Source organism: Halomonas alkalisoli (assembly GCF_021412585.1).
Classification (GTDB): Bacteria; Pseudomonadota; Gammaproteobacteria; order Pseudomonadales; family Halomonadaceae; genus Halomonas; species Halomonas alkalisoli.
Genome location: NZ_JAKCMI010000022.1, coordinates 89,394 through 114,532, shown reverse-complemented (window position 1 = coordinate 114,532; position 25,139 = coordinate 89,394). Strand labels below are relative to the sequence as shown.

Sequence of the window (25,139 nt, the reverse complement as noted above, 5' to 3'; positions counted from 1 at the left end):
TCAGTTGCCGCGCACGGCGGTGATGTCGGGCAGCCAGGTGACGATGCCGGGGAAGGCGATCAGGATCACCAGCACCACCAGCAGCGCCGCGTAATACGGCAGCATGGCCTTGACCAGCGACTCCATCGAGACCTTGCCCACCCCGCAGCCCACATAGAGGCAGGTGCCCACCGGCGGCGTCAGCAGCCCGATGCCGAGGATGAAGGCCATCAGCACCCCGAAGTAGGCCGGATCGACGCCCACCGTGGTGACGATCGGCGTCAGCATCGGCGCCATGATCACCATGGCCGGGGTCAGGTCCATCACGAAGCCCACCAGCAGCAGCAGCGCGGCCACGATCATCAGCAGCCAGAACGGGTCCTGGGTGATCGCCTGCACCTGGCGCACCAGGGTCTGGGGCACCATGTTGATGGTCAGGAACCAGGCGATCACCGTGGCGAAGGCCAGCAGCAGCAGGACCATGCCGGTCAGGCGAGCGGTGCGGATCAGCATGCCCCACAGGGCGCGCGGGTGGAACTCGCGATAGAAGACCAGCGAGATGAACAGCGAGTAGAGCAGCGCGGCTACCGCCGCCTCGGTGGCGGTGAACACCCCGCCGATGATGCCGCCGATCACGATCACCGGAAGCACCAGGGCCAGCCAGGCGGCCTTGAAGGCCTGCCACAGCAGGTCGAGGCGGAACTTGCGGGTCTTCCCGGCGTGTTCCAGGGTCGCCATGATGAAGGTGGTGACCATCAGCCCGAAGCCGATCAGCAGGCCCGGCACGATGCCGGCGATGAACAGACGGCTGATCGAGGTCTCGGTGACGATGCCGAACAGGATCAGCGGAATCGAGGGGGGGATGATGATGCCGATGACGGAGGAGACCGTGTTGATCGCCGTGGCATGCGGGGCGGAGTAACCCTGCTGCTTCATCGAGGGGATCATCATCGAGCCGGTGGCGGCGGTGTCCGCCACCGCCGAGCCGCTGATGCCGCCGAAGAACATCGAGCCGGTGATCGCCACCTGGCCCAGGCCGCCGCGCACGAAACCGACCAGCGCACCGGCCAGCTCCATCAGCCGCCGGGCGATGCCGCCGGCGCTCATCACTTCACCCACCAGGATGAAGAAGGGAATCGCCAGCAGCGGGAAGTTGTTGACCCCGCGCACCGACTGCTCGATCAGGATCGACAGGGGAATGTCGGACATCACCGCCAGCACCACCGCGGCCACGCCGAGGCCGAAGGCGATCGGCAGGCCCAGGGCGATGGAGGCGAACAGGATGCCAAGAAAGATCCACAGCATGGGCTACGCCTCCTGGCCGGTGCGAATGAGGGTGATACTGCGCCAGGCGCGCCAGATGGCCACGGCGCCGATAAAGGTCGCGCAGAGCACCAGCGAGACATTGATCAGGTTCCAGGGCACGCCGAGGATGGCGGTACGCCCGGTGGAACGGGAGATCACGACGTAGCCGCCCCAGATCAGCACGCCCATCAGGCCGGTGATGATCAGGTGCTGGATCAGGTAGAGCACATGGGCGGCGCGGGGCTTGAGGCGGCGCACCAGGAAGTCCACGGCGATGTGTTCATAGCGGGCGAAGGCCGCCGCGGCGCCGATGAAGATCAGCCAGATGAACAGCATGCGGGCCAGTTCGTCGGCCCAGGGCAGCGAGCGGTTGAACAGCGCGCGGCCGACCACGTTGCCCGACACCGACACGATCAACGCCACCAGGATCGTGGCGATCAGGTGCTCCATGAGCACCGTCAGCCAGCGGAACAGGGCCGGTCCCTTGCGTGCCTCGATGTCGAGCTCCAGCGCCTTGCGGTTGGGGTCGTCGAGATACTGGGAGGGATCGGGTGGGGGATTGGATGAGGTCATGCAATGCTCCGGTGGCAAAGCAAGGGGCACAGCTGCCCCCTGCTCCGCCAATCAGTCCAGGGAAGGAATCAATCGTTGCCGGCAGCGTTGGCAATTTCCTGAATGCTGGCGATCAGATCCTCACCGATACGCGGTCCCCACTGGTCGTAGACGGGCTGCACCGCTTCCTGGAAGGCGGCGATCTGGTCGTCGTCGAGGCGGGTGATCTGCATGCCACGCTCTTCGAGTTGATCCCGCGACCAGTCGTCGTATTCGGCGGCCAGTTGGATCTCATACTCCGCCGACTGACGGGCCGCTTCCTGGACCAGCTCCTGATACTCCGGCGCCAGGCGATCCCAGGTACGCTCCGACATCATCATGATGAAGGGGGTGTAGACGTGGCGTGTCTCGGAGCCGTAGTCCTGCACCTCATGGAAGTTGGAGGTCAGGATGGTGCTCCAGGGGTTCTCCTGGCCATCGACCACGCCCTGCTCCATGGCCGAGAACAGCTCGCCGAAGGCCATTGGCGTGGGGTTGGCACCCAAGGTCTCCCAGATGGAGAGATGAACCGGGTTCTCCATGGTGCGTACGCTCAGGCCCCGGACATCCAATCCACCCACGTCTTCCGGCGATTCGATAGGCCTGGCGCTGTTGGTGAGCTGACGATAGCCGTTCTCGGAGAAGGTCAGCGCCTTGATGCCGGTGCCCTCGAAGGCATCGAGCATCTCCTGTGCCACGTCGCTGTTCATCACCGCGATGGCAGCTTCACGGGTCGGCAGCAGGAATGGCAGGTCAAAGACCGCCAGCTCCGACACATAGGTGGTGGCCGGCGATGAAGAGGGGTAGCTCATGTCCAGGGTGCCGGTCTGGAGCATCTCCATCATCTGCACATCGTCGCCGAGCTGGCTGTTGGGGAAGATATTGACGGTAATGCGGCCGTCGGTACGCTCGGCGAGGATATCGCCGAAATAGCGGCTGGAGAGGTACTGCGGCGAGGTCTCGGCCAGGCCGATGCCCATGCGGATGGTATGGCTGCCGTGATCGTCGAGCACGGCGCCGTCGATGGCGGGCGGATCGGACAGCTCCGGTGATTGGGCATGCGCCATGCCGAGAGTGAGCGTGGCCGCGCCGGCCAGGGTGAGCGTGCTGCGCCAGTAGCGTGTCATGGCGAATTCTCCAAGGATTGTCGTTGTTGAAATAGGGTCATCGAAGCGTCTTGCAGAGTGCCTGCGCCTGGTCGAGGTGAACCGTCGACCAGGCCAATCGAATGGCAGGTGACAAATACCTTGTTACCGGTAACATCCGATACATTGAGGCTAGTCATAGCGGCGAAAGGTGTCAACGCTTATAGCGCCAACACCACCTAGACTTTCGTTGCATGCAGGGTGCCAAGCAGCGGCTCAGGGGGCGTCGACAAAGACACCCGACTCGTAGAGGGCCCGCCCCACCGCAGCCAGCATCTGTTCGGAGCGCGCCACGTTGAGCACGCCGCGGGTACAGGCCACGATGACCGCCCGCTGGCGCGCACTACCCTCGCCATGGGTGGCGATACCGGCATCGCAGGCGCGCCGGTGCTGGGTACCGGTCTTGTGGGCGAACCGTATGTCACGGCCCAGCCCCGCCTTTAGCCGCCTCTCTCCGCTGTTGGTGCGCGACAGAATCGTCAATAGCTCGCCCGTGGCGTCGCCTCCCAGCGCCCTGCCCTCGCCCAGTGCGGCGAGTAGCTCGGCGAAGGCATCGAGTCGTCCGGCGTTGAGGTCGGTCCCATAGTAGGCGCGGAAGGCGTCATCCAGCGACGGTAGCTGAAGCGCACCGGGCGCAACACCCAGTCGCCTGGCGAGCCACTGGAAACGATGATCGTCGCTTTCCAGCTTGCGCAGCTCGATGAAGTCGAGCCCGGTCAGCCCGAAGGCGTCGGGGTGGAGTTGGCTGTAGACGTGGCGGCGAACGTCCACCAGGGTAGTGATGGGGCCGAGCCCGGCGGGCTCTGTCACCAATGACTGGGCCCGCCGATTGACGCTGTCGAGGCCGAGGAAATCGATCAGCATGTCGCTGGCCGTGTTGTCGCTGACCATCAGCATGGGTTCGAGCAGTTCACGCAACGAGAGTGCGCTGCCGGGCGAGGCCCAGTTGGTAGGCCCCGCACCGTCGACATAATCGCTTCGGCGCAGCACCAGGCGATCATCGAGCGAGGCACTTCCCGCCTCGATCCGCGCCATCAGCTCGATGGCCACCGGCACCTTGATCAGGGAAGCCAGATACCAGGTCTCCCGGTCACGCCAGCCATATCGCTCATCCGGCCGCTCCTGCCCCAACTTCCATACATGGACACCGAGCTCGCCATCGAAACCGGCCTCCAGCAGGGCCAGGCGCGCGTCAAGCCGCTTGGCCCAGGCCGGTACAGTCGCGGCACTGGCGTCGAGCCGGTCCGTCCAGCCGGTGCCGGGCGAGGCCCACAGCGGTGCCGCCAGCAGCGAGAAGGTAAACAACGCAAGCAGCGGCAAGTGCGGCGGAAAAATCCATCGAGACATGGCGGATACCCGTTGCAAGGCAATGATCGAGCCCGTCAGGCGTACTGGCGGAACCAGCGCGTCAGGCTGATCCAGCCCGCCGTGGCGAGTACCAGCGCCAGGCCAAAGCCCAGCACCTGCGGGTAACTAAACACCTGCCAGTACCCCAGCAGGAAGCGAAAGATCAGGAAGATCACCACGATATGGAAGATGAAAGCCATCAGCGCATCGGAGCCGACCACCGTGATCGGTTTCAGCCAGGCTGCCGCCGCGCCTCCCCCCAGCAGGCAGAGCGCGAGGATGACCAGCGCGCCACCCACGCTGAACAGCATGAAGGGCAGCTCCGGAGGGTGCTTGCCAACGTTCCAGGCCACCGCCACCAGCGCCTCGCCGAGCCCGGGCAGCGACACCGCCACGAACCCCAGCAGCAGCGCCGCCCCGATACCCGCCAGCCCCAGTACCAGCCAGCGACGCGCCGCTGGCTGCCAGTAGCAGCGCAGCACCGCCTCACCGATCAGCAGCCCGACCATCACCAGCGGCAGCCGCGAGAGCTGGCCCCAGGTGTAGTGGTCGGCATCCTCGACCAGTATCGCCTTGAGCGGCTCGATGCCCCAGAAGCCGAAGTGACGCTCGAGCCACCCCGCCAGCAGGGCAACCAGCAGTGGGCTGGCCAGGCGCGACCAGAGTGGCATCCTGCGCCACAGGGGCAGCACCCAGGGGATCCACAGCAGTGCGATGGCGTAGAAGCCAAGGATCTCGACCCAGATGGGAAAACGCTGGTAAAGCAGGGTATCGAGAATATCCTCGGGAGCGTAGAGCGGCATCATCTCCACGACGGTCAGCACCTTGTACCAGAACAGCACCTGCAGCCCACGAAGCATCAGCTTCAGGCGCCGTCGTGACCATTCGGGGCTATCGCTCTTCGGCAGGAAGGCCACGGCCAGGGCGATGCCGAAGACGATGATGAACAGCGACGAGGAGAACTTCGTCAGCAGGTGAATCGGCACCATGCCCCAGTCGGGTACCTGCCGAATGCCAAGCAAGCCGCTGACGGCATGGCTGACGATCATCAGTGCGATGGCAAACCCGCGCGCCAGATCGATCGCCTCGATACGTCCCGGCGACGATGGCAGCACGGGGTACTGCATGAGGCCTTCCCTCAATGCCTTCCCTCGCATGTCACGACTTCCTTATCCGCGCTCACTCCGGCGCGCTCAACGGCTCGACATGTTCCAGTGTCAGCCGGCGCCCTTCCGTCGCTGAATACTCGAAATGGCCGACGACACGCACGCGTTCGCCCAGATGCGGCGCGATCTCCTCATGGGGGAAGATTTCGACGCGGTTGAGATCCTGATCCTCGACCCAGTAGTGCAAGGGCTCTTCAAAGTGACGCACGACGCCCTCGGTGGCAACCGTGGCGCCATCATGGGACGCCGGATTCGCCGCCAGCACGGACAGCGTCACTTCCGACACGCCATCGTCGCTCCCGCAGGCCGCCAGGAACAGCAGGCAGGCGCCGGCCAAAAGCCCGACGCGCCCCTTCGCCACGGTTGGCTTTCGCAGACGATTCATCTCGTCCTCCCTCGGCTGCCGGCAATGCCGACAGCCGAATCGCGCACTGATGACAGCCGACTATCTCAGCGGGGTAACACGAGCGTCAGGCCCGGCCAGACCAGATCCGGATTGCGCAGCACATGGGCGTTGGCTTCATGAATCTCCTCCCAGCGATTGCTGTTGCCATAATAACGCCCCGCGATGCCGGCCAGGGTCTCTCCACGCCGTACCTCGTATAGCGTGTCACCACGGCCACGCGCGACCAGAGCCTGGTCCCGTGCCAGTTCCGCGATGAGCTGGTCGATGCTCTCTTCCAGCGCAGCGTCGCTGCCACCGGCCTGGAGCAGCTCACTGCGCGCCGAACGGATCGCCTCGGCCGTCAGCCGAGCCGAATGGACGGCCGAATCGAGATCCAGATCGCCACCCTCCTCCTGCGGCAGGCGCGCGCGCAGTGCGGTCAGCTCACGCTGTGCCTGGCGCAACTGGGCCTCGCGCTCTTCCAGCCGGGCCGACAGCTCATCGGCTTGCGCATCCGTGGCCTGCTCGTCGGTAGTCTCGTCATCCGTCGTTTCGGCGTCACCGTTCTCTTCAGCGGCCATGTCGGCCGTCGCTTCGGCCGCCTCGTCGTCCTGCTGAGCGATGGCCACGCCAGAGAGGGAGAATACCAGCAGGCCGGCCGCCAGCAAGCTGCTGATCGCCACCTGTCGTTTCGGGCCAGTGGATGTGAAGAATGGGTCAATCATGGCAATACCTCTCTGCAACGGTTCTGTCTGCAATGTCTTGTTCTGAGTCGTCAAACGCCTTTCAGCGAAGGCCAGGGGGCCCCGCCTGCGCAGGCGTGCAAGCGCTGCCTACGGATCCAGTATGGACAGCCATGGCTAAAGTTGCCCGCCGGGACTTCAACGTAAATCAGGTCGGGCTGTTTCAGCAGGGCTGCATTTGCCTCTGTCGAACCCATGCAGGCCTCTTCGTAACATTTATTTACGCAAATATCTTGATAAATCTGGCCTTTCAAACAAATATATTTGCAGGATGCCGGCTCCGATATCCTGCACTGCACAACAACGACAAGGGGAAACATCATGAAACAGCTGCTTACCTGGTCTGCCCTAGGCCTGTCACTGGCTCTCGCCTCTAACGCTGCCGCCGATAAACTGATCGTCGCCACCGATACCGCCTTCGTACCCTTCGAGTTCATGCAGGATGGTGAATACGTTGGCTTCGACATCGACATGTGGGCCGCCATCGCCGAGGACAACGGTTGGGACTATGAACTGCGTCCCATGGATTTCTCGGGAATCATCCCTGCCCTGCAGACCAATCAGGTCGACGTTGCCCTGGCCGGTATCACCATCCGCGAGGACCGCGCCGAGGTCATCGATTTTTCCGACGGTTACTACGATAGTGGTTTCACCCTGATGGTCCCGGTCGATAGTGAGATCGAAACCACCGACGACCTGGCCGGCAAGAGAATTGCCCTGCGCATGGGCACCTCCGCCGCCGACTATGCCCAGGAGCACTTCAGCGAGACCGAGCTGCGCCTGCTGCCCAATATCGACAACGCCTATCTGGAATTGCGTTCGGGTCGTGTCGACGCCGCCATGCACGACACACCCAACGTGCTCTATTACATCGCTACCGCCGGCGATGGCGAGGTCAAGGCCGTTGGCGAACAGATGATGGCCCACGAGTACGGCATCGGCTTTCCCAAGGGCAGCGAGCTGGTCGAGGACGTGAACGCATCGCTTGCAGCCATGCGTGACGATGGCCGCTACGACGAGATCTTTGAAAAGTGGTTCGGTTCCCGTCCGGGTGAGTGAAGCGTTCGCCACACTTCCTCAACGACGCCCCTGACGAGATCCGAGGTATACGATGAATACAGATTGGTCCGTCATCGCCACCTTCATGCCGCAGTTGCTGAACGGTGCCAAGATGACCCTTTTCATCACCCTGGTCGGGCTGTCCGGCGGCATGGTGGTCGGCGCAATAGCCGGCCTCATGCGCACCTACGGCAACTGGCTGCTCAACTACACGGCTATGATCTACATTGAGGTGATCCGCGGAACGCCGATCGTGGTTCAGGTGATGTTCCTTTACTTTGCCCTGCCGGTGCTGGCCAGTATTCGCATCGACCCTCTGACGGCGGCGATGATCGCCATCATCGTCAATGCCGGTGCCTATATTGCCGAGATCGTCCGTGGCTCGCTGCAATCGATCAGCCGAGGGCTTGCCGAGGCCGGTCTGGCGCTCGGCCTGCCGCGCTGGAAGGTACTGGTGCATATCGTCGGTCCGCTGGCGTTTCGCCGGCTGATTCCCCCGCTGGGCAACCAGTTCATCATCAGTCTCAAGGACACGTCGCTGTTCATCGTGATCGGTGTCAGTGAGCTGACCCGGACCGGCCAGGAGATCATGGCAGCCAATTTCCGCGCCGTGGAGATATGGAGCGCCATCGCGGTGATGTACCTGATCATGACGGGTTCCCTCACCCTGATGCTGCGCTATATCGAGAGAAGGATGAAGATCCTATGAGCATCATCGAATTCAAGAACGTCTCCAAGCATTTCGGTGCGCTCAAGGTACTCGACGAAGTCGACCTCAATATCGACCAGGGTGAAGTGGTCGTATTGATCGGACCCTCCGGGTCGGGAAAATCGACCCTGCTACGCTGCATCAACGGCCTGGAAATGATCACCGGCGGCGACCTTCTGGTAGACGACATCAGCGTACTGGCTGGCTATGCAAAGCTGCGCGAAATTCGCCAGGAAGCCGGCATGGTGTTCCAGCAGTTCAACCTCTTCCCTCAGTTGACGGCGCTGGACAACGTCGCCTTCGGGCCCAAGCATGTCCGCGGACAATCCACGCATGAGGCCAGGGCCCAGGCCTTGGCGCTGCTCGACAAGGTCGGGCTCAAGGATCGCGCCGACCATTTCCCCAACGAGCTCTCGGGGGGACAACAGCAGCGGGTCGCCATTGCCCGGGCACTCGCCGTCAAACCCAAGGTAATGCTGTTCGACGAGCCCACATCGGCTCTCGACCCTGAACTGAAGCAGGAGGTGCTGAATGTCATGCGCAACCTGGCCGAGGAAGGGATGACCATGGTGGTGGTGACCCATGAAATGTCGTTTGCCAAGCACGTCGGCTCAAGGCTGATCTTCATGGAAAACGGCAAGATCGCCGTGGATGGCCACCCCCACGAGATCCTGGCCGGTGACAGTAACCCACGGCTGAAGGACTTTCTGCGTCATGTCCATTGATTCCTCCTCCATGGCCACGGATGCGGCCGACCTGCCGCTGGTGTCGATCAGCGGTGGGCCTTTCGAGACCGGCCTGACCCTGGGCCGGCACGGGCACCGTGCGGTACACGACAATCTGGTGAAAAGCGATATCTGGCAAGACGTCACCAGTGAGCGGCATCACCGCCGGGTGGCGCGGATGCTCTACCATAGCCTTCGCCATCATCCCGCCGTGGTGGAGGAGATCCATGGGCTGGCCCAGGGCCTGGAGCTGCCCTTCCAGGCAGTCTTCGCCTGGAACTGCCGAGGCGACCTGCTGGCCAACAGCCCCGACGGCTGCACCACCGTGATGCTGCCCGGCCCCGAACCCTGTATCGCTCACAATGAGGATGGCCTGCCGTTCTTCGATGGCGACAGCTTCCTGGCCAGCGTGAAACCCGATGAAGCCCTCGCTTTCATGGCCTTCTGCTATCCCGGCTCCATCCCGGGACATACCTTCGCGCTGACGGCCGCCGGTATCGTTCAAACGGTGAACAACCTGCGCCTGAAGCGAGTTTCACCCGGCGTGCCGCGCATGGTGCTGGGGCGCGCCATGCTCTCGCTGGCCACGCTGGACGAGATCCGGGAACTCCTGCAGCAAGCCCCGGCCAGTGGTGGATTTCACTTCACCCTGGCTCAGCGCGGCGATCCGCGGCTGCATTCGATCGAGGTCGGTGCCGGCCAGGTGTCGCATCGCCACGTGGACAGGGCCATGATCCATGCCAATCACGCGCTCCATCACGAGTCGCGCCATACACGCCAGATCATTACGCGCTCCTCCCATGACCGCCAAGTGCGGGGAAGTGAACTGATTGACGCCGGTGAGCGAGACCCGATCACCATCCTTACTGACACGGGCGGCAAGGGCCTGCCGATCTACCGGCGCAAACCGGACGACCCGGATCGCGAGAACACCCTTGCGACTGGTATATTTCGCCTGCTTAATGACGGCATTCAATGGGAAGTCCACACCCCCGGGAGATGCAGACCACTCCATGGCACCGACAGCTCGCTCTTCGAATAACGGCCCGGCGCCTCGTACTATCGAGGAACTTCAGGCCCTGTCCATCGCGATCTCTCGCGGCGACGCCGACCTCCATCTGGGCCCCCGCGCCCGTGAGGTGCTGTCGCAGTTGATAGAACTGCGTGGCGATCAGTCACTGCTGTCGATTTCCTCCCTGGCCCGACGCCTGAACGTCAATCCTTCGACCATCTCCCGGCTGGCCCGGATGCTGGGTTACGAGCGTTTCGGCGAGCTGCAGAGCCTGCTGCTGAGTTCGGGTTTGACGCCAGCTCGCTCCTTCTATCGCCAACACGCCACCACGGCGCTGGCGGCCGACAAGCAGGACCTGCAAGCCCAGGCCAGGCAGCTATGCGGGGAGCATCAGCTCAATATCGAGCGTTTCATGGAAGGGCTGACCAACGAGGATCTGGGTGCATTCGCCAATGCGGTGATGGGAGCCCGCCGGGTTCGCCTTCATGGCATGCGCCAGTTCCACGCCTTCGCCAGCTTTCTCGCCTATGGGCTGGGCATGATCCGCTCGGACGTGGGCCTGCTCAGCGATGACAGCGTTGGGGTGGCCGAGGGACTCGCCTCCATGGCGGCGGGCGATGTGCTCATCGCGGCCAGTTGCAAGCCCTATACGCGCCATGTGATCGACGTATGTCGAGCGGCACACGATAACGGGATTCGCACCATCGTCGTGACCGACTACTCCAGCTCCCCCCTGGTTCGCCACTCGGAGATCGCCATCCTGGCGCCCCATGAGTCGAGCTTCATTTCCAACAGCATGGTCACGTTCCTCGGCGCAGCGGAGTGCCTGGTCAATGCCTGCGCCACGGTGGGTGGGGACGGCGCAGCCGAAGCACTCTCCCGCCGCGACAAGCTCATCGACCAGCTCGACATCGAAATCGGCTGACCATGGCATCCCGGCGCCGAGAACGGCATCATGGGCACCCTGAGCCCATTCATTCACGACCGAGACCACCCGACACCCCATGAGAATCCTGATTCGCTACTTTTTTCGCGGCGTGCGCCTGGTGCTATCGCCGATCCTGCTGGCCTCCGAGAAACTGAGCACGCCGACCGCAGTGGCGCGCTCCCCCGAAGCGCAGGCCGACGTCGACGAAGCCTGTACCCAGCTGGCGCTCTACCAGTTCCAGAGCTGTCCGTTCTGCATCAAGGTACGCAAGGAGATCGCCCGGCTGGGCTTGAAGATCGAGCTGCGCGATGCCCGCAACGACCCGGCACATCGCCAGGCACTGGAAACCGGCGGCGGCCGCATCAAGGTGCCTTGCCTGCGCATCGCCTCGGAAGACGGCCATGACGAGTGGCTCTACGAGTCCCATGCCATCAACGCCTGGCTGCATCACCGTTTCGGCGATGCGCAGCATCAGGCCGCCTGACCGACCTCCACGCTGGCCAATAGCCGATTGGCCAGCGTCCAAGCCACCCCCTCGGGCAGATACGGCAGGCCAACCCGGCCATTGGCCAGGTCGAGTTGCAGCGTGGCCACGCCACGCCGCCGCTGCAGCCAGCTCTGCTGGACGCTGACCGATACCAGGTTCTGTAGCGGGAAGATGCTGGTACGCTGGCCCCAGAGCCCCTGCCGGATGCGCATGTGCGCGCCTTCCTGCGCCCAGCCCATGGCCATCCAGCGCAACTGCGCCACCCCGGCCGAGATCACCAGCAGTGTGGCTGCTGCCGCTCCCCAGGTCGCAGGGTGGAGCCCACCCGGACCGACCAGGCCAAGCACAGCCAGCAGCAATAGTGACGACCCCAGCAGCAGACGTAGAAACACCACGCGGCGATAGATGACGTCGACCCGGGCCAGCGGCTGCCCCATGCTCAAGCCCGGCCACAGGACGGCGGTCAGCTCCCTGCCCTGCTCCGTCGCCAGGCCAGGCACCAGGAACCGTCGCGACTCTGCCGCCTCGCCACCACCCATCGCGCCGAACTGATGACAGACCAGGTAGCCTCGACCCAGCAGGCGCCCAAGCCCGGTCTGCACCCACTCCACTACCTGAAGGCGCGACAGGGAGAGGGCCTGCTCCTGACGAGCGAACAGGCCGCTGACCTGCACCTGCCGCTCGCCGTCATCGCGCAGGACATAGCCATGAAAGCGCCACCAGGCAGCCATCACGGCAAGCAGCGCCAACACGGCCACTAACCCCAGCACGCCCAGCACGATTGCCAGCAGCGTCGACTCCGGCAGCCATGCCTGCAGATCGAGCTGAGGCAGGCGGTCGTGCATCCAGCGCTCCAACGGCCGGATCAGCGGCGAAAGCATCGCCGCGATGACGTAGATCGAGCGGCTGGTCAGCCCATGGAGTATCAGCGCTCCCGGCGTCAGGGCAAAACGCAGGACGGCGCCCCTGACACCGGTTGGGTCGCTGTCGCTGCCCGGCGAGCCCTTTTCCTCGGCGATATTCGCAGCCCCCCTCAGCCCGTGGCCGAGCGCTTCGGCAAGCCCGCGGCGTATGCCCGGCAGTTGAATGCTCGACGCCTCGCCGGCCAGCGTCTCCACCTCCCAGAGCACAAGACCGAAGGGGCGCATGTAGGCCGGCTGGTGCAGGGCGATATGCTGCACATGGCGGGCCGCCACCTTGAACTCCCGGTGCTCGAAAAGTCCCTTCTGGACAATCAGCACGTCGCCATCGAGTCGAAAGCGGAAGCGCCGGTAGTAGAGCAGGCTCAGCAGTCCGGCCACCAGCAACAACAGCACGCCCCCCAGGGCAAGCTCGCGCAGGCCGACCCGCTCGACCATGGCCAGGCCCGCCCCGGCGCCTAGCAGCAGCGGCATGTGCTGGCGCACCAGCGTCGCCCCGGCACTGATCAGCAGCAGCCCCACGGCCCAGGGGGAAAGCCGCTGCCAGCCGGACAGCGCCAGCCTCTCGTTGGGGGCGTCCTGCACGGGACTCATGACCTATCGGACTCAGGTGATGTCGCGCCCGGCGTCGCCGCCAGGCGCATCAGCAGATGCTGCTTGACCGCTTCTGCGCGCTCCGCCGATAGCCCCTCGAGCAGCAGGTCGGCGCCCCTGCCGCCGGCCGTGAAGCACGCCAGCCTGACCAGGCCAAAGGCGCGCTCCACGGGGTTGCTCAGGGTCTCGACATGCTGCAGCCGCACCAGCGGCAGTACCTGGATACGGCGCACCAGCAGGCCGCGGCGGTAGATCAGGTCGTGTTCACGCAGGCCATAGCCCCGCCGGCGCGTCTCTAGCCATCCCAGAACGATGACCACCACCCCCAGGCCCGCCACACCTGCGGCAAGCCACGGTTGCCACTGCGCCAGCAGCTCATGCTGCACCGGAAAGATCCAGGCTACTGTCACGATGAAGGCCCAGTGGATGAGTCGCAGCAAGGCCTGGCAGGGAGCCAGGCGGCGAGACACCGGCGTGAGCGGTGCGCGCTCCAGCGCCGGCAGGCATTCGGGGTCCAGCGAGGGGTTATCGAACGTCACGGTGTCTCCTGTTGCTTCAACGACCTGGTTGCCAGCGGCTGTCGGTGGCTCTCACCCGACAACATATCAGAAGCGGGCGAACAGGATTTGGCAACCTGGAGACGGCAAAAGGGTGTAGCGAGCCGGATTTAGGAACTACGCTTTGAGTGTGGAGAACCCATGCATTGAAGGGAGGCATATCATTCGCTGATCGACGGCCCTGGAGGCCGAAGGAGACGGTACCATGTCCATCCCGATGACCATACGGGAGTACCTGAGAGCCTGCGATATCGATTACGAGGAGCTCAAGCACCCCCGTGAAGTCAGTACCAGTCGCATCGCCGAGCAGTCGCACATTACCGGTGACCAGCTAGCCAAGGCCGTCATGCTGCATTGCGACTCCGGCTACCGTGTCGCCGTGCTGCCGAGCACCTGCGATGCCGATCTGGAGAGTCTCGCGCGACTGTTCAACGAAAAGGTCGAGCTCGCCTCGGAAGAGGAGATCATGCGCCGCTTCAGCGACTGCGACCCCGGCGCCACGACGCCGGTCGGTCAGGCCTACGGGCTGCAGGTCTATGTCGATGACATGCTGCGCTACCAGCCGGATATCTATTTCGATGCCGGCGATCACGAGACGCTGCTGCACATGAGCGGCTCGGAGTTCGAACGCCTGATGGGCGACAGCCCCCACGGACAGTTCAGTCGCCACCACTGATGCAGTCGGGCTGTCCCTGCATCCTGCCCAGCCACCCTTTCCAACCATGCTTTTCAACCGTACCTTTCAACTCCCCCGGGCCGCGATAAACCCTATCGCAGCCCGGTTTCTTTCCGGACTCCTGGGGAAACGACGCGAATCGAGGCTGGCCGTGCCTCAGCGCCGGGCCATCGCCTCCAGCGCGCTGGCCAGGCCCTCGGTCACCCTGGCCATGGTGTCGTAGTCGAGCCGCTCGGGGGTGTCTTCCGGACCGTGATAGTGGGGGTTACGGAAGTTGGCGGTATCGGTAATCATCATGGCTGGATAACCCATTTCCCAGAATGCCCAGTGGTCCGAGCGACGAATGTCACCGATCAGCTCGGGAGCCGCCAGCCCTTCCGAGGGCACCCGGGCACTCTCCCGGAACGCGCCGATGACCTGGCGTACCAGTGATCGGGAGGAAAGGTTACCGATGAAGGCGACGAAATCACCCCGGTCAGGATAGAAGTGCCCGAGCAATGGCGGGTGATACTGGCTGCCGGGAGCGTCGGTGTAATACCCCAGCATCTCCAGCGATATCATGCCGGTTATCTCCACACCCTCCTCCCGCGCCTGGCGGGCATAACGCAGGCTGCCCATGGCATCGGTGCCAAAGAAGGGCATCTCTTCGTTGACGAAAGCGACCAGATGCAAGGATCGATCGAGCGTCACATCCTGGAGGAGTCGAGCCAGTTCGAGCAGCACGGCCACGCCGGAGGCATTGTCATCGGCGCCCGGGCTGCCCCGCACGGTGTCGTAGTGGGCGCCGACGACCAGCACCTCCGCCCCCTGGCGCTCACCCGGGAGCCGCACCTCGACATTATGGAACTCCCGGTTGCCGGTCGGGACGGCCTGGCGAAGCGGCTCATGGCCGGCCTCCCGGAAAGCGTGCTCGATGTAGTCGGCCGCGGCATGCAATTCGTCGGGATGCCAGTAGTGGCGCTCGCCAATCTCGCCGGCCAGTTGCAGGACATGGTCGTGCAGCCGGTCACGCAGCGCTCGCGCCCCCTCATCCAGCGCTGGCGGGTCACCTCGATAGGACGCCCCCGGCATGTGCAATATCATCCAGTAGCCCCCTCCCAGCAACATCAGGGGAAACAGCAGGAGCAGCCCAAGCAGCATGCTCATGCGCAGAATAGGGTTACGCTTCATGGCCGACCTCCTGTCCGCCTATCGCTATACCGCTCATGCCAGCTCGCCGCCGATTACCATCGACTCGAACCAGGGTCTCCCTCATGGTATACGCTATCGGCGTATCTCACTGGTCAGGGCAAGGAAAACGTACATGGAAGACACGATGGCCTCGGCATCACCGAGTATCCTCATCACCGGCTGTTCCAGCGGTATCGGCCACGCCGCGGCCAAAACCCTGGCGCAGAGAGGGTGGCGGGTCTTCGCCACGGCTCGACGGGAGCACGACGTTGCGCGACTGCAACAAGAGGGCTTCGACGCACTGCTGCTGGACCTGACCTGCAGTGACTCGATCACAGCAGCGGTCGACGAGACCCTGCGGCGCACCGGCGGTCGCCTCGATGCGCTGTTCAACAATGGCGCCTACGGCCAGCCAGGTGCGGTAGAGGACCTCTCCCGCTCGGTGTTGCGTGAGCAGTTGGAAACCAACCTGCTCGGCACCCATGAGCTGACGACGCGCATCATCCCGGTAATGCGGGAACAGGGCGGCGGACGCATCGTTCAGAACAGCTCGGTTCTTGGCTTTTCCGCCCTGCCCTACCGCGGCGCCTATATCTGCTCCAAGTTTGCCCTCGAAGGCTTGACCGACACCCTGCGCCAGGAACTTTACGGCACCGGTATCCATGTCAGCCTGCTGCAACCTGGCCCCATCGCCAGCCGCTTCCGCGAGAACGCCTACCGCGCCTTTCGCGACAACATCAATGCCGCGACAAGCTATCACGCCGCCACCTACTGCGCCCTGGAGGCCCGCCTGGCCGGGGAAGGGCCATCGGCCCCCTTCACCCTCGAAGCCGATGCGGTGACTCGCAAGCTGATCCATGCCCTGGAGAGCCGTCGGCCCAAGGCCCGTTACCACATCACGGTGCCGACCCACCTGTTCGCGGCCCTGAAGCGGATCCTGACGACACGCGGCATGGACCGGGTCCTGCTGCGGGCGACGCGTGGGGAACGGGAAACGTGAGCCCATCGCCTGTGGAGCCTCACGGCCCCACAAGCCTGAGCCCTACAACAAGAATGTCGTCATAACGCCGTCAGGGAGTTTCAATATGTTCAAATCCGTATGGGTGCTGGGTCATTTCCGGGGCATTCGGCTTGAAATCCATGTCAGTTGGCTGATCATCTTCGCGCTGGTGATGGTCAGCATGACCACCGGCCTTCAGCAGCAGTACCCGGACTGGACCACCGCGGATGCCGCCATTACTGCCTTTGTCACGGTACTGGTCTTCTTCGCTTCCATCCTGGCCCATGAACTGGGCCATAGCCTGGTGGCGATTCGGCGCGGCGTGCCGGTTACCGCCATTACCCTGTTCATCTTCGGCGGCATGGCGCAAATGAGTCGTGACCCGGAGCAGGCCAACGACGAATTCTGGATTGCCGTCGCCGGGCCTGCGGTCAGCTTTGCGCTGGCATTTCTGTTCGGCGTCCTGGCTGGCGTGACCGCGGGCTGGTACGAACCGATTCCCGTGGCGTTTGGCTGGCTGTCCATGATCAATCTGGTCGTGGCGATCTTCAACTTGATTCCCGGATTCCCCCTGGATGGGGGGCGGGTACTTCGCGCCCTGGTCTGGAAGGTCACGGGAAGCACTCAGCGGGGCAACGAAACAGCCATCGCCAGCGGCCGCTTTCTGGCCTATGGGCTGTTTGGCCTGGCCCTATGGAATATGCTGGTCATGGGCAATCTGGTCGGCGGGCTGTGGATCATGCTGATCGCCTGGTTTCTTCTCACCATGAACCACGCCCAGAGTCGCATGTACGTCCTTCGCGATCGCCTGGCAGGTGTCCGCGCCCAGGACCTGGCCGACCCCGACGTGCCCTTCGTTGCTGCCGGCCGACCCATCGAGGCGTGGCTGCGCGAGCAGGTGCTGACCTCCGGCCGGCGCGCTTTCCTGGTGGGAAGCCCCACCCAGGTACTGGGCCTGGTCTCGCTGAGCGACACCCGCCGGGTACCCCAGGCGCAATGGGACCGGACCCCGGTGAGCGAGATCATGACGCCGGCAGACAAGCTTCACCATGTCGCCCCCGATGCCAAGGCCGACGACATCCTGCAGTTGATGAACGAGCACAGCCTCAACCAGGTGCCGGTTATGGCACGGAGTCGCGCCAGCGGCTGGATCGACCGCCAGCGGCTGCTGCGGATGATCGAGCTCCACCTCGAAGTGAAGGGTTGAACGGCGGAGAATCGCAGCCATCGGACCACTCTCGAGGAACCCGCTCAGGCGCCGGCCTGGCCACCTGACCTACTGGCTCGCAGCAGCAGGTTGCGTGGTGTCAGCCCCCGGTCGCAGAAGATGCCGAGTTCGGCATCGAATCCCGACTCCGTCAGCAGCATCATGCGATCCAGGGCCAGCCAGACCTCCAGCGGGCGCCGGAACAGGTGACGCACCAGCTCCAGGCGCTTTACCCGGGCCTGACGTTGCCAACCGGCCTCCTCGAAGCCGGCCCAGTCGACGCCCGATGGTAACGACAGGCCCTTCTGCTGCGCCGCCCAGTGGCAGAAGCCGGCAAAGTCCTCGGGCATGCGCCCATAGGCAAGGCTGGGCAAGGGCAGGTAGGCATCGATGCCGCGCAGCTGACGCTGCAGCTCATCGAAGCCAAGTCGCCAGGCGTTGGCCCGCTCTCGGCTTCGCCGCACCCCGCCTGGTGCCGTCACCGTCTCCTGCACCGACATCGCCAGGTCTTCCCTGGAGAACGCCACGCGGTGAGCCTCGCACAGCTCCCCGGCACGACGGGAGAGCGGCTGATAGACCTCGTCCCGAGTGCGCTGGTAACAGCACGGCGCAAGAGTGACCGAACTACCCGTTTCAGCAGCGATCTCGAGCAGTCGCACGTGAAGATCGCCACAGGCGTGCAATGCCACGATGTGGGCCTGCGGCGTCAGCGGCTCAGCCAGGGGGGAAAGCACGTCCTGCTGATGCATGTCCACGGCCACGCCCTGCCGCTGCGCCAGCTGGCGGCCCTCGTCGCAGAGCGTGGCCTGCCACTCCAGGGCGGTGACATCGACGGCATGTTGCCGTGCCAGGGTGCGGGCCAGGTGCCCCTTGCCGGCACACCACTCCACCAGCGGCTCCCGGGCCCTCAGCCTCACCTGTTCGACGAAGGCTTCGATCTGACGCCACTTGCGCCCACCGACATGCTGCCCCCACGCCGGCGGCAACGAGGCCGGTGAAGCGGCCAGTATCGGCAGGTCAACCAGCGCCTCCAGCTCCGCCACCGGCAGCCATTCGGCCAACGGCGAAGCATGAAAGGGGAAATCCTGTAGTCGTGCGGCGTCCTGCTCGCTCAGCCCCAGCAAGGCCTCGCCAAGCTCTGGAAAGTCGTCGAGCCAGGGCAGATGGGGGTACTGAAACGGCAGCGGGCGCCACAGCGGCTGCCAGCGGGAGAGCAGCTCGGAGAGATGGGCAAGGCGATGATGAGCAGACAGAGACTAATACTCGATACGGGAGGCAGTAACATCGAACGTCACGGCGATCTCGATGCCCTCTTCAAGATTCGGCTCCTCGCCAAGGGCCTCCTGCAAGGCCAGGGTGCCCTTCACGTTGCCAACCACGCGCGCAACGCCACCCTCCACCGCGAAGGTATCGAGGATCAGCCGCACATCGGTCCCTTCCGAGGTGTATACGGGCGGCATGGCCGAGGTGCCGATCAGGTTGAGTATATCGTAATGAGCCACCTCGCCGTCCTTGAGTGCCATGCTGATGGAGAGCGAGTCGCGGCTCCTCCTGCCATCGGGGTCGACGAAGCCAACGATGTCGATATGAAAGTCACCTCCACCCATATCGGTAAAGGTGGCGCTGGCATCACCGTCCTCACGCAGGATGAACCACTCCCGCTCGGCGCCATCGAGCTCGCCCTCCAGGCGCTCCGCCATGGCCGGTGCCGACCAGAGTCCAGCGGCCAGGATGGTGCCCAGCCAAATCGCTCGCCATTGCCTCATGCGTTCCCCCCTTGCCTGAATCCGGCGCCTTGCGCCATCGAGCCCCGTGCGCACCTGGAAGCCAGTCCAGGCCTGATAAGCTCAGCCCTGTCGTTCGTGCCAAAGGACACGCCCTATCAGGGTAACCGGAAAGCCCTGGTCCTGCCCTTTCACGTCGATTTCCATCGCTTCGATTTCTATCACTTCGATTTTCACCCCATCGATTTCCATCGGCCTCCCCATTCGTTCGAGCGGCGACGCCGGTCATGTCAGCAGGTAAGGCTTTAGCCATTGGCGCAGTTGGGGCCCCTGCAACAGGCCGGGCTGCCGTGCCAGCTCCTGGCCGCCCCGAAACACGATCAGGGTGGGAATGCTGCGAATGCCGAAACGGCCGGCCAACGCCTGCTGGGCTTCGGTATCCAGCTTGGCGAATCGCATCCGCGGTTCGAGCTCCTTCGCCGCCTCGGCAAATATCGGTGCCATCGTCTTGCAGGGGCCGCACCAGCTCGCCCAGAAGTCCACCACGACCGGCATCTCGCTGCGCTCGACCACGGCACGAAAATTCTCCTGGGTCAGCTCGGCCGGCTCGCCGGCAAATAGCCGATTCTTGCAACTGCCGCATTTCGGGCCATCGCTCAGGCGCGCCTGGCTGACGCGGTTGACGGCGCCGCAGCTGGGGCAGCCAAGAATGAGTGAAGCGGACATGGAGGGAGCTCCTCATCGTGGGTTTGATGACAAGATGATGCCACAGCCCGTGCCCATCAAGCCCGGCTGATTCGTAAGTAACGGTCGACCTGGCCGCCCATGAGGCCTGAGTGTTATCGTCTGCGCTCCAATGATTTCGCAGGGGCGTTCCATGTCACAGAAGATCTACTGCACCGCCAGTTTCCGTCCCAAGCCCGGTAGGGAAGTGGCCGTGTTCAAGGCGCTTCAAGCGCTCGAGCCCAACGCCCATCGTGAGGATGCCTGCCTGCTCTATACCGTCACCCGCCAGATCGACAACCCCTTCGCCCAGGGGGAGAGCTACCCCATCGTCTTCCATGAGATCTGGGCCAACCGCGAAGCCTTCGAGGCGCACTGCCAGCGCCGCGAGATCCAGCAGTTCTTCCAGGCACAGGTCGAGTCTCCCGAGGGTGATATCGAAGCGGCCAATGTCTGCGTCTACACCGACGAACCGATCGATTTCGATGCCCCCCAGCTGTAGCGGTTGATCGCGCACTGTCGCGAAGCGGGTGGGAGCCGCGGCTCTCGCCTGCGGTAGACCTGTGGTATAACCACGCCAGCATACCGCCAGCCTTCAAGGAGATCCCCATGGGGCGCCTGTTTTCCCTTATCGTGATTGTGAGCCTGGCCTATGGCGGGCTCTACTTCTACTACGGCGTGGCGATGAAGCAGGTCATCGAACGGCAGATCGATGACCGAGGCCTGGCTGCTCTGGAGGTGGAAAACATCCATTATGGCCCCCTGGCGCCGGTCAGCTCGGACGCCAGGATCTCGGCCACCGTGAACTACCGCGGCGCCGAGGCCACGCTGAACATCCGGGTCATTGGCCACCCGATCTTTTCGGACGAAATGCGGGTCGAACTCGATGGGCTTCAGGCACTGCGGCTACGGATTGGAACCGGGGAGTGAAGACACCGGCGAAACCGAACCCACCGGTAGCGCCGCCTGGCTTGTCGGCATGATAGAATTGGTCCTCCTTTCATCGGCAAGACGCCAATTTTGGAGAGTGCAACATGGCCAGGGCAACCGCGCGTCATATTCTGGTAAGCAGCGAAGAGAAGTGTGAGGCCCTCAAGGCCGAGATCGAGGGCGGTCGCGATTTCGCCGAGGTGGCGAAAGAGAACTCCTCCTGCCCTTCCAGCGCCCAGGGCGGCGATCTGGGCAGCTTCGGGCCGGGCCAGATGGTTCGTGAGTTCGACGAGGTCGTCTTCTCCGGCGAGCTGAACAAGGTTCACGGCCCGGTGAAGACCCAGTTCGGCTACCATCTGCTGGAAATCACCAGCCGCAGTTGAGCCCGCACGGGGACAGAGAGAAGCCGCACGTGCCCGTCACGGCGGCTTTTTTGGTTCTACAGCCTGTGCCGGGTGACATCTCGCGTTACGATGGTACCCATTGGTTCGTTCTCCAAGGAAGCACTGAACAGAGGTGCGGTGCTTCCCTACGGAAACAGGGACGACGCATGACAATATCATTCAATCACCTGCCCACGGCCACACCGGAAGCTGGCGCTGCCTTGGGAGAGGCCGAAGCCACCGGCTCCCCGATGATCCAGGTGGAGCAGCTCGACAAGGTCTTCGAGGGCGGCTTCCAGGCGTTGAAGAACGTCAGCCTGGAGATCCAGCGCGGCGAGATCTTCGCCCTGCTCGGCCCCAATGGCGCGGGAAAGACCACCTTGATCAGCGTGATCTGTGGGCTGGTGCGGGCGAGCAGCGGCACCGTCAGGGTGGATGGCCATGACAACGTGGCCGACTATCGCCAGGCACGGGCCATGATCGGCCTGGTGCCGCAGGAGCTGACCAACGAGGCCTTCACCACGGTATGGGATACGGTGAGCTTCAGTCGTGGGCTGTTCGGCAAGCCCAGGAACCCTGTACATATCGAGAACGTCCTGCGTGCCCTGACCCTGTGGGAGAAGCGCAACAACCGCCTGCTGGAGCTCTCCGGTGGCATGAAGCGTCGGGTACTGATTGCCAAGGCACTGGCCCATGAGCCCAAGGTGCTGTTTCTCGACGAGCCCACCGCCGGCGTCGACGTGGAACTGCGCCGCGAGATGTGGGAGGTGGTGCGCCAATTGCGCGACCAGGGGGTAACCATCATCCTCACCACCCACTACATCGAGGAAGCCGAGGAGATGGCCGACCGCATCGGCGTGATCCTGCGTGGCGAGCTGGTTCTGGTGGAAGAGAAAGCTGCACTGATGCGCCAGCTTGGCCGCAAGGAACTGACTCTTCACCTGGACCATGCGCTGGAGCAGGTACCCGCAGCACTGGCCGGCCACGACCTGGCGCTATCGGAGGATGGCCATGCCCTGGTCTACACCTATGACGTGACGCGCCAGGAAGAGGGTACCGGTATCGCCGGCCTGCTCGCCGACCTGGAGGCCACCGGCATCCGGGTGAAGGACCTGCATACCCGGCAAAGTTCGCTGGAGGAGATTTTCGTCAGCCTGGTCAGGGAGAGAGCATGAACCTGCAGTCCGTCAAGACCATCTACCTGGCCGAGATGTCGCGTAGCCTGCGCACCGTACTGCAGAGCATCGTCTCGCCGGTGGTGTCCACGTCACTCTACTTCGTGGTTTTTGGCGCCGCCATCGGCTCACGCATCAGCGAAGTGGATGGCGTGAGTTACGGCGCCTTCATCGTGCCCGGGCTGATCATGCTGATGCTGCTGACCCAGAGTGTCTCCACCGCCTCGTTCGGCATCTTCTTTCCACGCTTCTCGGGCTCGATCTACGAAATCCTCTCGGCCCCCATCTCCTACCTGGAGATCGTCCTGGGCTTCGTCGGTGCGGCGGCCACCAAGTCGCTGATACTGGGCCTGATCGTGCTCGGCACGGCACGCCTGTTCGTACCCTTTACCATCCAGTACCCGCTGGTCATGCTGCTCTTCCTGGTGCTCACCGCCCTCACCTTCAGCCTGCTCGGCTTCATCATCGGCATCTGGGCCGACGGCTTCGAGAAGCTGCAGCTCGTGCCGCTGCTGGTGGTCACGCCGCTGACCTTCCTCGGCGGCACCTTCTACTCCATCGACATGCTGCCCCCCTTCTGGCAGACGGTGACGCTGCTCAACCCGATGGTCTACCTGGTCAGCGGCTTTCGCTGGAGTTTCTACGGCAGCGGCGATGTCAGCATCTGGGCCAGCGCGTTCATGATCGTGGCCTTCCTTGGCGTCTCGCTGGCAGTGGTGAACTGGATATTCAAGACCGGCTATCGCCTCAAGCCATGAGCCTGCATCACCTGCCCGAGGAGCCTGTCGGACTTAACGCTGATCTACTGCGAGATCCGGTCTTTCGGCCAATTTCATTCGATCTGATTCGTTAAATAGCGGGCTATTCGCCTCATCAGATCGATAAACTTGTCTCGAAATCCAAATCTCTCGTGACGATCGGTCAAATCCGACAGGCTCCTAGAATCCGCTTGCTGGAGACCTCGGCCGTTTCTTGCGGCCTGCTTGCAACTTTTTACGACTACCGTGTAATTTTGTGTATCGAATATGCACAGGAGCCGCTGGTAAAGTGCAAGACTCGCGTCCATGCTTGATGTGTGCAACGAAGCGGCGCATCCAGGGAACCGGCTCCGCGGACAATAGACAAGAACGATAAACGGAAGGAGTCTAGCCTGGCATCGAGACGCGGCTAGCGCTTCCCTTCCAAGGAAAGAGTCGATGGCTGCTGGCAACGACAAGGCCAGGGAGGCGCCTCTTCTCGACTGGCGCAGCGAGTTTCAGGATGCGGCGCTGGAAGCGTTACACCGTCGCACCATGCTGGCCCAGGATGCCCAGCAGCTTTGCTATGCCCTGTGGGCAATTTCCGGCATTTTCTTCGCCTTCACCCTGGCCGACTTCGCCCTGCTCGGCGCCGGCAGCGAATTTCTCGCACTGCTTGCCATCCGTACGTTCGTTGCTCTTTGCTGCATGGCACTGGCCATGGCGGTCAAGCTGCAACCGGCCTTGGCGCATCGCCGCTTGCCGGTAAACCTGGCCTACTTCGTCGGCATCAGTGGGCTGCTGCTGACCATACCGCTTCACCCGGGTCCTGGCGGCCTGCATATCGCCACCATGGTGGTCGCCTGCACGACGATATACCTGCTGGTGCCCAACCGCCTGCCGTGGATTCTTGCCTGGAATGCCTACCTCGCCCTCGGCTTTGCCGTTTTGCTCGGTTACCGGCCAGATCTCTCCCCTGGTATGTTGGCCAGCGGGCTGTTGCTGCTCGGTTTCGCCAACCTATTGGGCTGGGTGACGCTCAATCGGCTCAATCGTCTTCAGCGCAGGCAGTTCGCCCTGCTGGTGGAGGAGCGAGAAAGCAATCGCCAGCTGCAATCCGAGATCGAGGAAAGGCGATTGCTGGAACAGCAGCTGCGTATCATGGCCAGCACCGACCACCTGACCGGAATCGCCAACCGCCGCCACTTCTTCGAGCTGGCCGAGCGGGAGTTGAACCGCTCCAGGCGTGAAGGGTTACCGCTGGCCATCTGCATGGTCGACATCGACCTGTTCAAGGAGCTCAACGATCATCATGGCCATGCGGTGGGCGATCTTGTCCTGGCCACGGTGGCGTCCTGCTGCGAGTCGGTGCTGCGTGATACGGACATCATCGGCCGCTACGGCGGCGAGGAGTTCGTCATCGCCCTGCCCCAGGCCGATCTCACCACCGCCGCCACCATTGCCGAACGGCTACGCAAGAAAGTGTCCGGACTCTCCCTGCCCATGCTGAGCGATACCGCCGTACTGTCCGTCACGGTGGGCATCAGTCGTGTGGAGGAGGATGAAACGACACTCACCCCGGCCCTGCTCCGCGCCGACGAAGCACTCTATGAAGGCAAGGCGCAGGGGCGCAACCGTGTCGTGCTGGCTGCCTCCCCCTCGTCCCGGGACGCCATCGAAGCCTGAGTGTCCATGTCCAACCCGTTGCCGGGTTGAACTCAGCCCCGTGGCGGGTATCATCGCTTTCCTGCCCTTCTGCCCG

The 25,139-nt window shown here is 63.5% G+C and carries 29 protein-coding genes; 15 read left to right on the top strand and 14 right to left on the bottom strand.

Features of this window, described 5'->3' with window-relative positions; all coding sequences use genetic code 11:
• From LY622_RS08575 to LY622_RS08545, 7 genes are all read right to left on the bottom strand, one after another.
• Nucleotides 1-1,284 carry a TRAP transporter large permease gene (locus LY622_RS08575; RefSeq protein ID WP_234290517.1) on the bottom strand — a complete coding sequence of 428 codons (1,284 nt, stop codon included), beginning with the start codon at nt 1,282-1,284 and terminating at the stop codon, nt 1-3.
• Between the two features lie 3 nt (nt 1,285-1,287).
• On the bottom strand, nt 1,288-1,857 hold the full coding sequence (locus tag LY622_RS08570) for a TRAP transporter small permease (RefSeq protein WP_234290516.1): 570 nt from the start codon (nt 1,855-1,857) through the stop codon (nt 1,288-1,290).
• Between the two features lie 68 nt (nt 1,858-1,925).
• On the bottom strand, nt 1,926-3,002 hold the full coding sequence (locus LY622_RS08565; RefSeq protein ID WP_234290515.1) for a TRAP transporter substrate-binding protein: 1,077 nt from the start codon (nt 3,000-3,002) through the stop codon (nt 1,926-1,928).
• 234 nt (nt 3,003-3,236) lie between these two features.
• Nucleotides 3,237-4,367: a serine hydrolase gene (locus tag LY622_RS08560; protein ID WP_234290514.1), complete on the bottom strand. Its 1,131-nt coding sequence runs from the start codon at nt 4,365-4,367 to the stop codon at nt 3,237-3,239.
• 35 nt (nt 4,368-4,402) lie between these two features.
• Nucleotides 4,403-5,494, bottom strand: a complete 1,092-nt coding sequence (locus tag LY622_RS08555) for an acyltransferase family protein (RefSeq protein ID WP_234290513.1) — start codon at nt 5,492-5,494, stop codon at nt 4,403-4,405.
• 52 nt (nt 5,495-5,546) lie between these two features.
• Nucleotides 5,547-5,918, bottom strand: a complete 372-nt coding sequence (locus LY622_RS08550; RefSeq protein ID WP_234290512.1) for a hypothetical protein — start codon at nt 5,916-5,918, stop codon at nt 5,547-5,549.
• A gap of 65 nt (nt 5,919-5,983) precedes the next feature.
• Nucleotides 5,984-6,643 (bottom strand): LysM peptidoglycan-binding domain-containing protein, encoded by a 660-nt coding sequence (locus LY622_RS08545; protein WP_234290511.1) that lies wholly within the window; start codon nt 6,641-6,643, stop codon nt 5,984-5,986.
• Between the two features lie 339 nt (nt 6,644-6,982).
• On the opposite strand from LY622_RS08545, the gene glnH reads away from it, so the two are divergent.
• From glnH to LY622_RS08515, 6 genes are all read left to right on the top strand, one after another.
• Complete coding sequence (gene glnH, locus LY622_RS08540; protein ID WP_234290510.1) at nt 6,983-7,720, top strand: glutamine ABC transporter substrate-binding protein GlnH; 738 nt, start codon at nt 6,983-6,985, stop codon at nt 7,718-7,720.
• 52 nt (nt 7,721-7,772) lie between these two features.
• The gene (glnP, locus tag LY622_RS08535; RefSeq protein WP_234290509.1) at nt 7,773-8,429 is read left to right on the top strand and encodes a glutamine ABC transporter permease GlnP; all 657 of its coding nucleotides are present in this window, start codon (nt 7,773-7,775) and stop codon (nt 8,427-8,429) included.
• Nucleotides 8,426-9,154 (top strand): glutamine ABC transporter ATP-binding protein GlnQ, encoded by a 729-nt coding sequence (glnQ, locus tag LY622_RS08530; protein ID WP_234290508.1) that lies wholly within the window; start codon nt 8,426-8,428, stop codon nt 9,152-9,154. Before glnP ends, glnQ begins: the two co-directional genes overlap by 4 nt.
• Complete coding sequence (locus LY622_RS08525; protein ID WP_234290507.1) at nt 9,144-10,196, top strand: C45 family autoproteolytic acyltransferase/hydrolase; 1,053 nt, start codon at nt 9,144-9,146, stop codon at nt 10,194-10,196. Before glnQ ends, LY622_RS08525 begins: the two co-directional genes overlap by 11 nt.
• On the top strand, nt 10,168-11,091 hold the full coding sequence (locus tag LY622_RS08520) for a MurR/RpiR family transcriptional regulator (protein WP_234290506.1): 924 nt from the start codon (nt 10,168-10,170) through the stop codon (nt 11,089-11,091). Before LY622_RS08525 ends, LY622_RS08520 begins: the two co-directional genes overlap by 29 nt.
• 79 nt (nt 11,092-11,170) lie before the next feature.
• Nucleotides 11,171-11,578, top strand: coding sequence for a glutaredoxin family protein (locus LY622_RS08515; RefSeq protein ID WP_234290505.1), 408 nt, complete (start codon nt 11,171-11,173; stop codon nt 11,576-11,578).
• Here LY622_RS08515 and LY622_RS08510 read toward each other — a convergent pair.
• Nucleotides 11,566-13,095, bottom strand: a complete 1,530-nt coding sequence (locus LY622_RS08510; protein ID WP_234290504.1) for a PH domain-containing protein — start codon at nt 13,093-13,095, stop codon at nt 11,566-11,568. The two genes, LY622_RS08515 and LY622_RS08510, sit on opposite strands and share 13 nt — an antisense overlap.
• The gene (locus tag LY622_RS08505) at nt 13,092-13,634 is read right to left on the bottom strand and encodes a PH domain-containing protein (RefSeq protein ID WP_234290503.1); all 543 of its coding nucleotides are present in this window, start codon (nt 13,632-13,634) and stop codon (nt 13,092-13,094) included. Before LY622_RS08505 ends, LY622_RS08510 begins: the two co-directional genes overlap by 4 nt.
• 223 nt (nt 13,635-13,857) lie before the next feature.
• Between LY622_RS08505 and LY622_RS08500 the strand changes: the two genes are divergently transcribed.
• Complete coding sequence (locus tag LY622_RS08500) at nt 13,858-14,328, top strand: aminoacyl-tRNA deacylase (protein WP_234290502.1); 471 nt, start codon at nt 13,858-13,860, stop codon at nt 14,326-14,328.
• Between the two features lie 156 nt (nt 14,329-14,484).
• Here the strand turns inward: LY622_RS08500 and LY622_RS08495 are convergent, their stop codons facing one another.
• Nucleotides 14,485-15,498, bottom strand: coding sequence for a M28 family peptidase (locus tag LY622_RS08495; protein WP_234290501.1), 1,014 nt, complete (start codon nt 15,496-15,498; stop codon nt 14,485-14,487).
• Between the two features lie 133 nt (nt 15,499-15,631).
• Here LY622_RS08495 and LY622_RS08490 point away from each other — a divergent pair, with 133 nt between their 5' ends.
• Nucleotides 15,632-16,498 carry an SDR family NAD(P)-dependent oxidoreductase gene (locus LY622_RS08490; protein ID WP_234290500.1) on the top strand — a complete coding sequence of 289 codons (867 nt, stop codon included), beginning with the start codon at nt 15,632-15,634 and terminating at the stop codon, nt 16,496-16,498.
• 85 nt (nt 16,499-16,583) lie between these two features.
• Nucleotides 16,584-17,705 carry a site-2 protease family protein gene (locus LY622_RS08485; protein ID WP_234290499.1) on the top strand — a complete coding sequence of 374 codons (1,122 nt, stop codon included), beginning with the start codon at nt 16,584-16,586 and terminating at the stop codon, nt 17,703-17,705.
• 44 nt (nt 17,706-17,749) lie between these two features.
• Here LY622_RS08485 and LY622_RS08480 read toward each other — a convergent pair whose 3' ends face one another.
• From LY622_RS08480 to trxC, 4 genes are all read right to left on the bottom strand, one after another.
• The gene (locus LY622_RS08480; protein WP_234290498.1) at nt 17,750-18,829 is read right to left on the bottom strand and encodes a methyltransferase; all 1,080 of its coding nucleotides are present in this window, start codon (nt 18,827-18,829) and stop codon (nt 17,750-17,752) included.
• A 132-nt stretch (nt 18,830-18,961) separates the two neighbouring features.
• Complete coding sequence (locus LY622_RS08475) at nt 18,962-19,471, bottom strand: hypothetical protein (protein ID WP_234290497.1); 510 nt, start codon at nt 19,469-19,471, stop codon at nt 18,962-18,964.
• 81 nt (nt 19,472-19,552) lie between these two features.
• On the bottom strand, nt 19,553-19,681 hold the full coding sequence (locus LY622_RS22450; RefSeq protein ID WP_255762516.1) for a hypothetical protein: 129 nt from the start codon (nt 19,679-19,681) through the stop codon (nt 19,553-19,555).
• Nucleotides 19,682-19,714: 33 nt separating this feature from the next.
• Entirely contained in the window at nt 19,715-20,155 is a 441-nt protein-coding gene (trxC, locus tag LY622_RS08470) for a thioredoxin TrxC (RefSeq protein ID WP_234290496.1), read from the bottom strand.
• A 151-nt stretch (nt 20,156-20,306) separates the two neighbouring features.
• On the opposite strand from trxC, the gene LY622_RS08465 reads away from it, so the two are divergent.
• The 6 genes from LY622_RS08465 (at nt 20,307) to LY622_RS08440 (ending at nt 25,063) form a co-directional block, all read left to right on the top strand.
• Nucleotides 20,307-20,654, top strand: a complete 348-nt coding sequence (locus LY622_RS08465) for a putative quinol monooxygenase (protein ID WP_234290495.1) — start codon at nt 20,307-20,309, stop codon at nt 20,652-20,654.
• Between the two features lie 107 nt (nt 20,655-20,761).
• Entirely contained in the window at nt 20,762-21,082 is a 321-nt protein-coding gene (locus LY622_RS08460; protein WP_234290494.1) for a hypothetical protein, read from the top strand.
• Nucleotides 21,083-21,186: 104 nt separating this feature from the next.
• Nucleotides 21,187-21,465 carry a peptidylprolyl isomerase gene (locus LY622_RS08455; RefSeq protein WP_234281729.1) on the top strand — a complete coding sequence of 93 codons (279 nt, stop codon included), beginning with the start codon at nt 21,187-21,189 and terminating at the stop codon, nt 21,463-21,465.
• A 251-nt stretch (nt 21,466-21,716) separates the two neighbouring features.
• Complete coding sequence (locus LY622_RS08450; protein ID WP_234290521.1) at nt 21,717-22,640, top strand: ABC transporter ATP-binding protein; 924 nt, start codon at nt 21,717-21,719, stop codon at nt 22,638-22,640.
• Entirely contained in the window at nt 22,637-23,398 is a 762-nt protein-coding gene (locus tag LY622_RS08445) for an ABC transporter permease (protein ID WP_234290493.1), read from the top strand. Before LY622_RS08450 ends, LY622_RS08445 begins: the two co-directional genes overlap by 4 nt.
• Before the next feature lie 438 nt (nt 23,399-23,836).
• A complete protein-coding gene (locus LY622_RS08440) occupies nt 23,837-25,063 on the top strand; it encodes a GGDEF domain-containing protein (RefSeq protein WP_234290492.1) in 1,227 nt (408 codons plus the stop codon).
• The last annotated feature ends 76 nt before the right edge of the window (nt 25,064-25,139 follow it).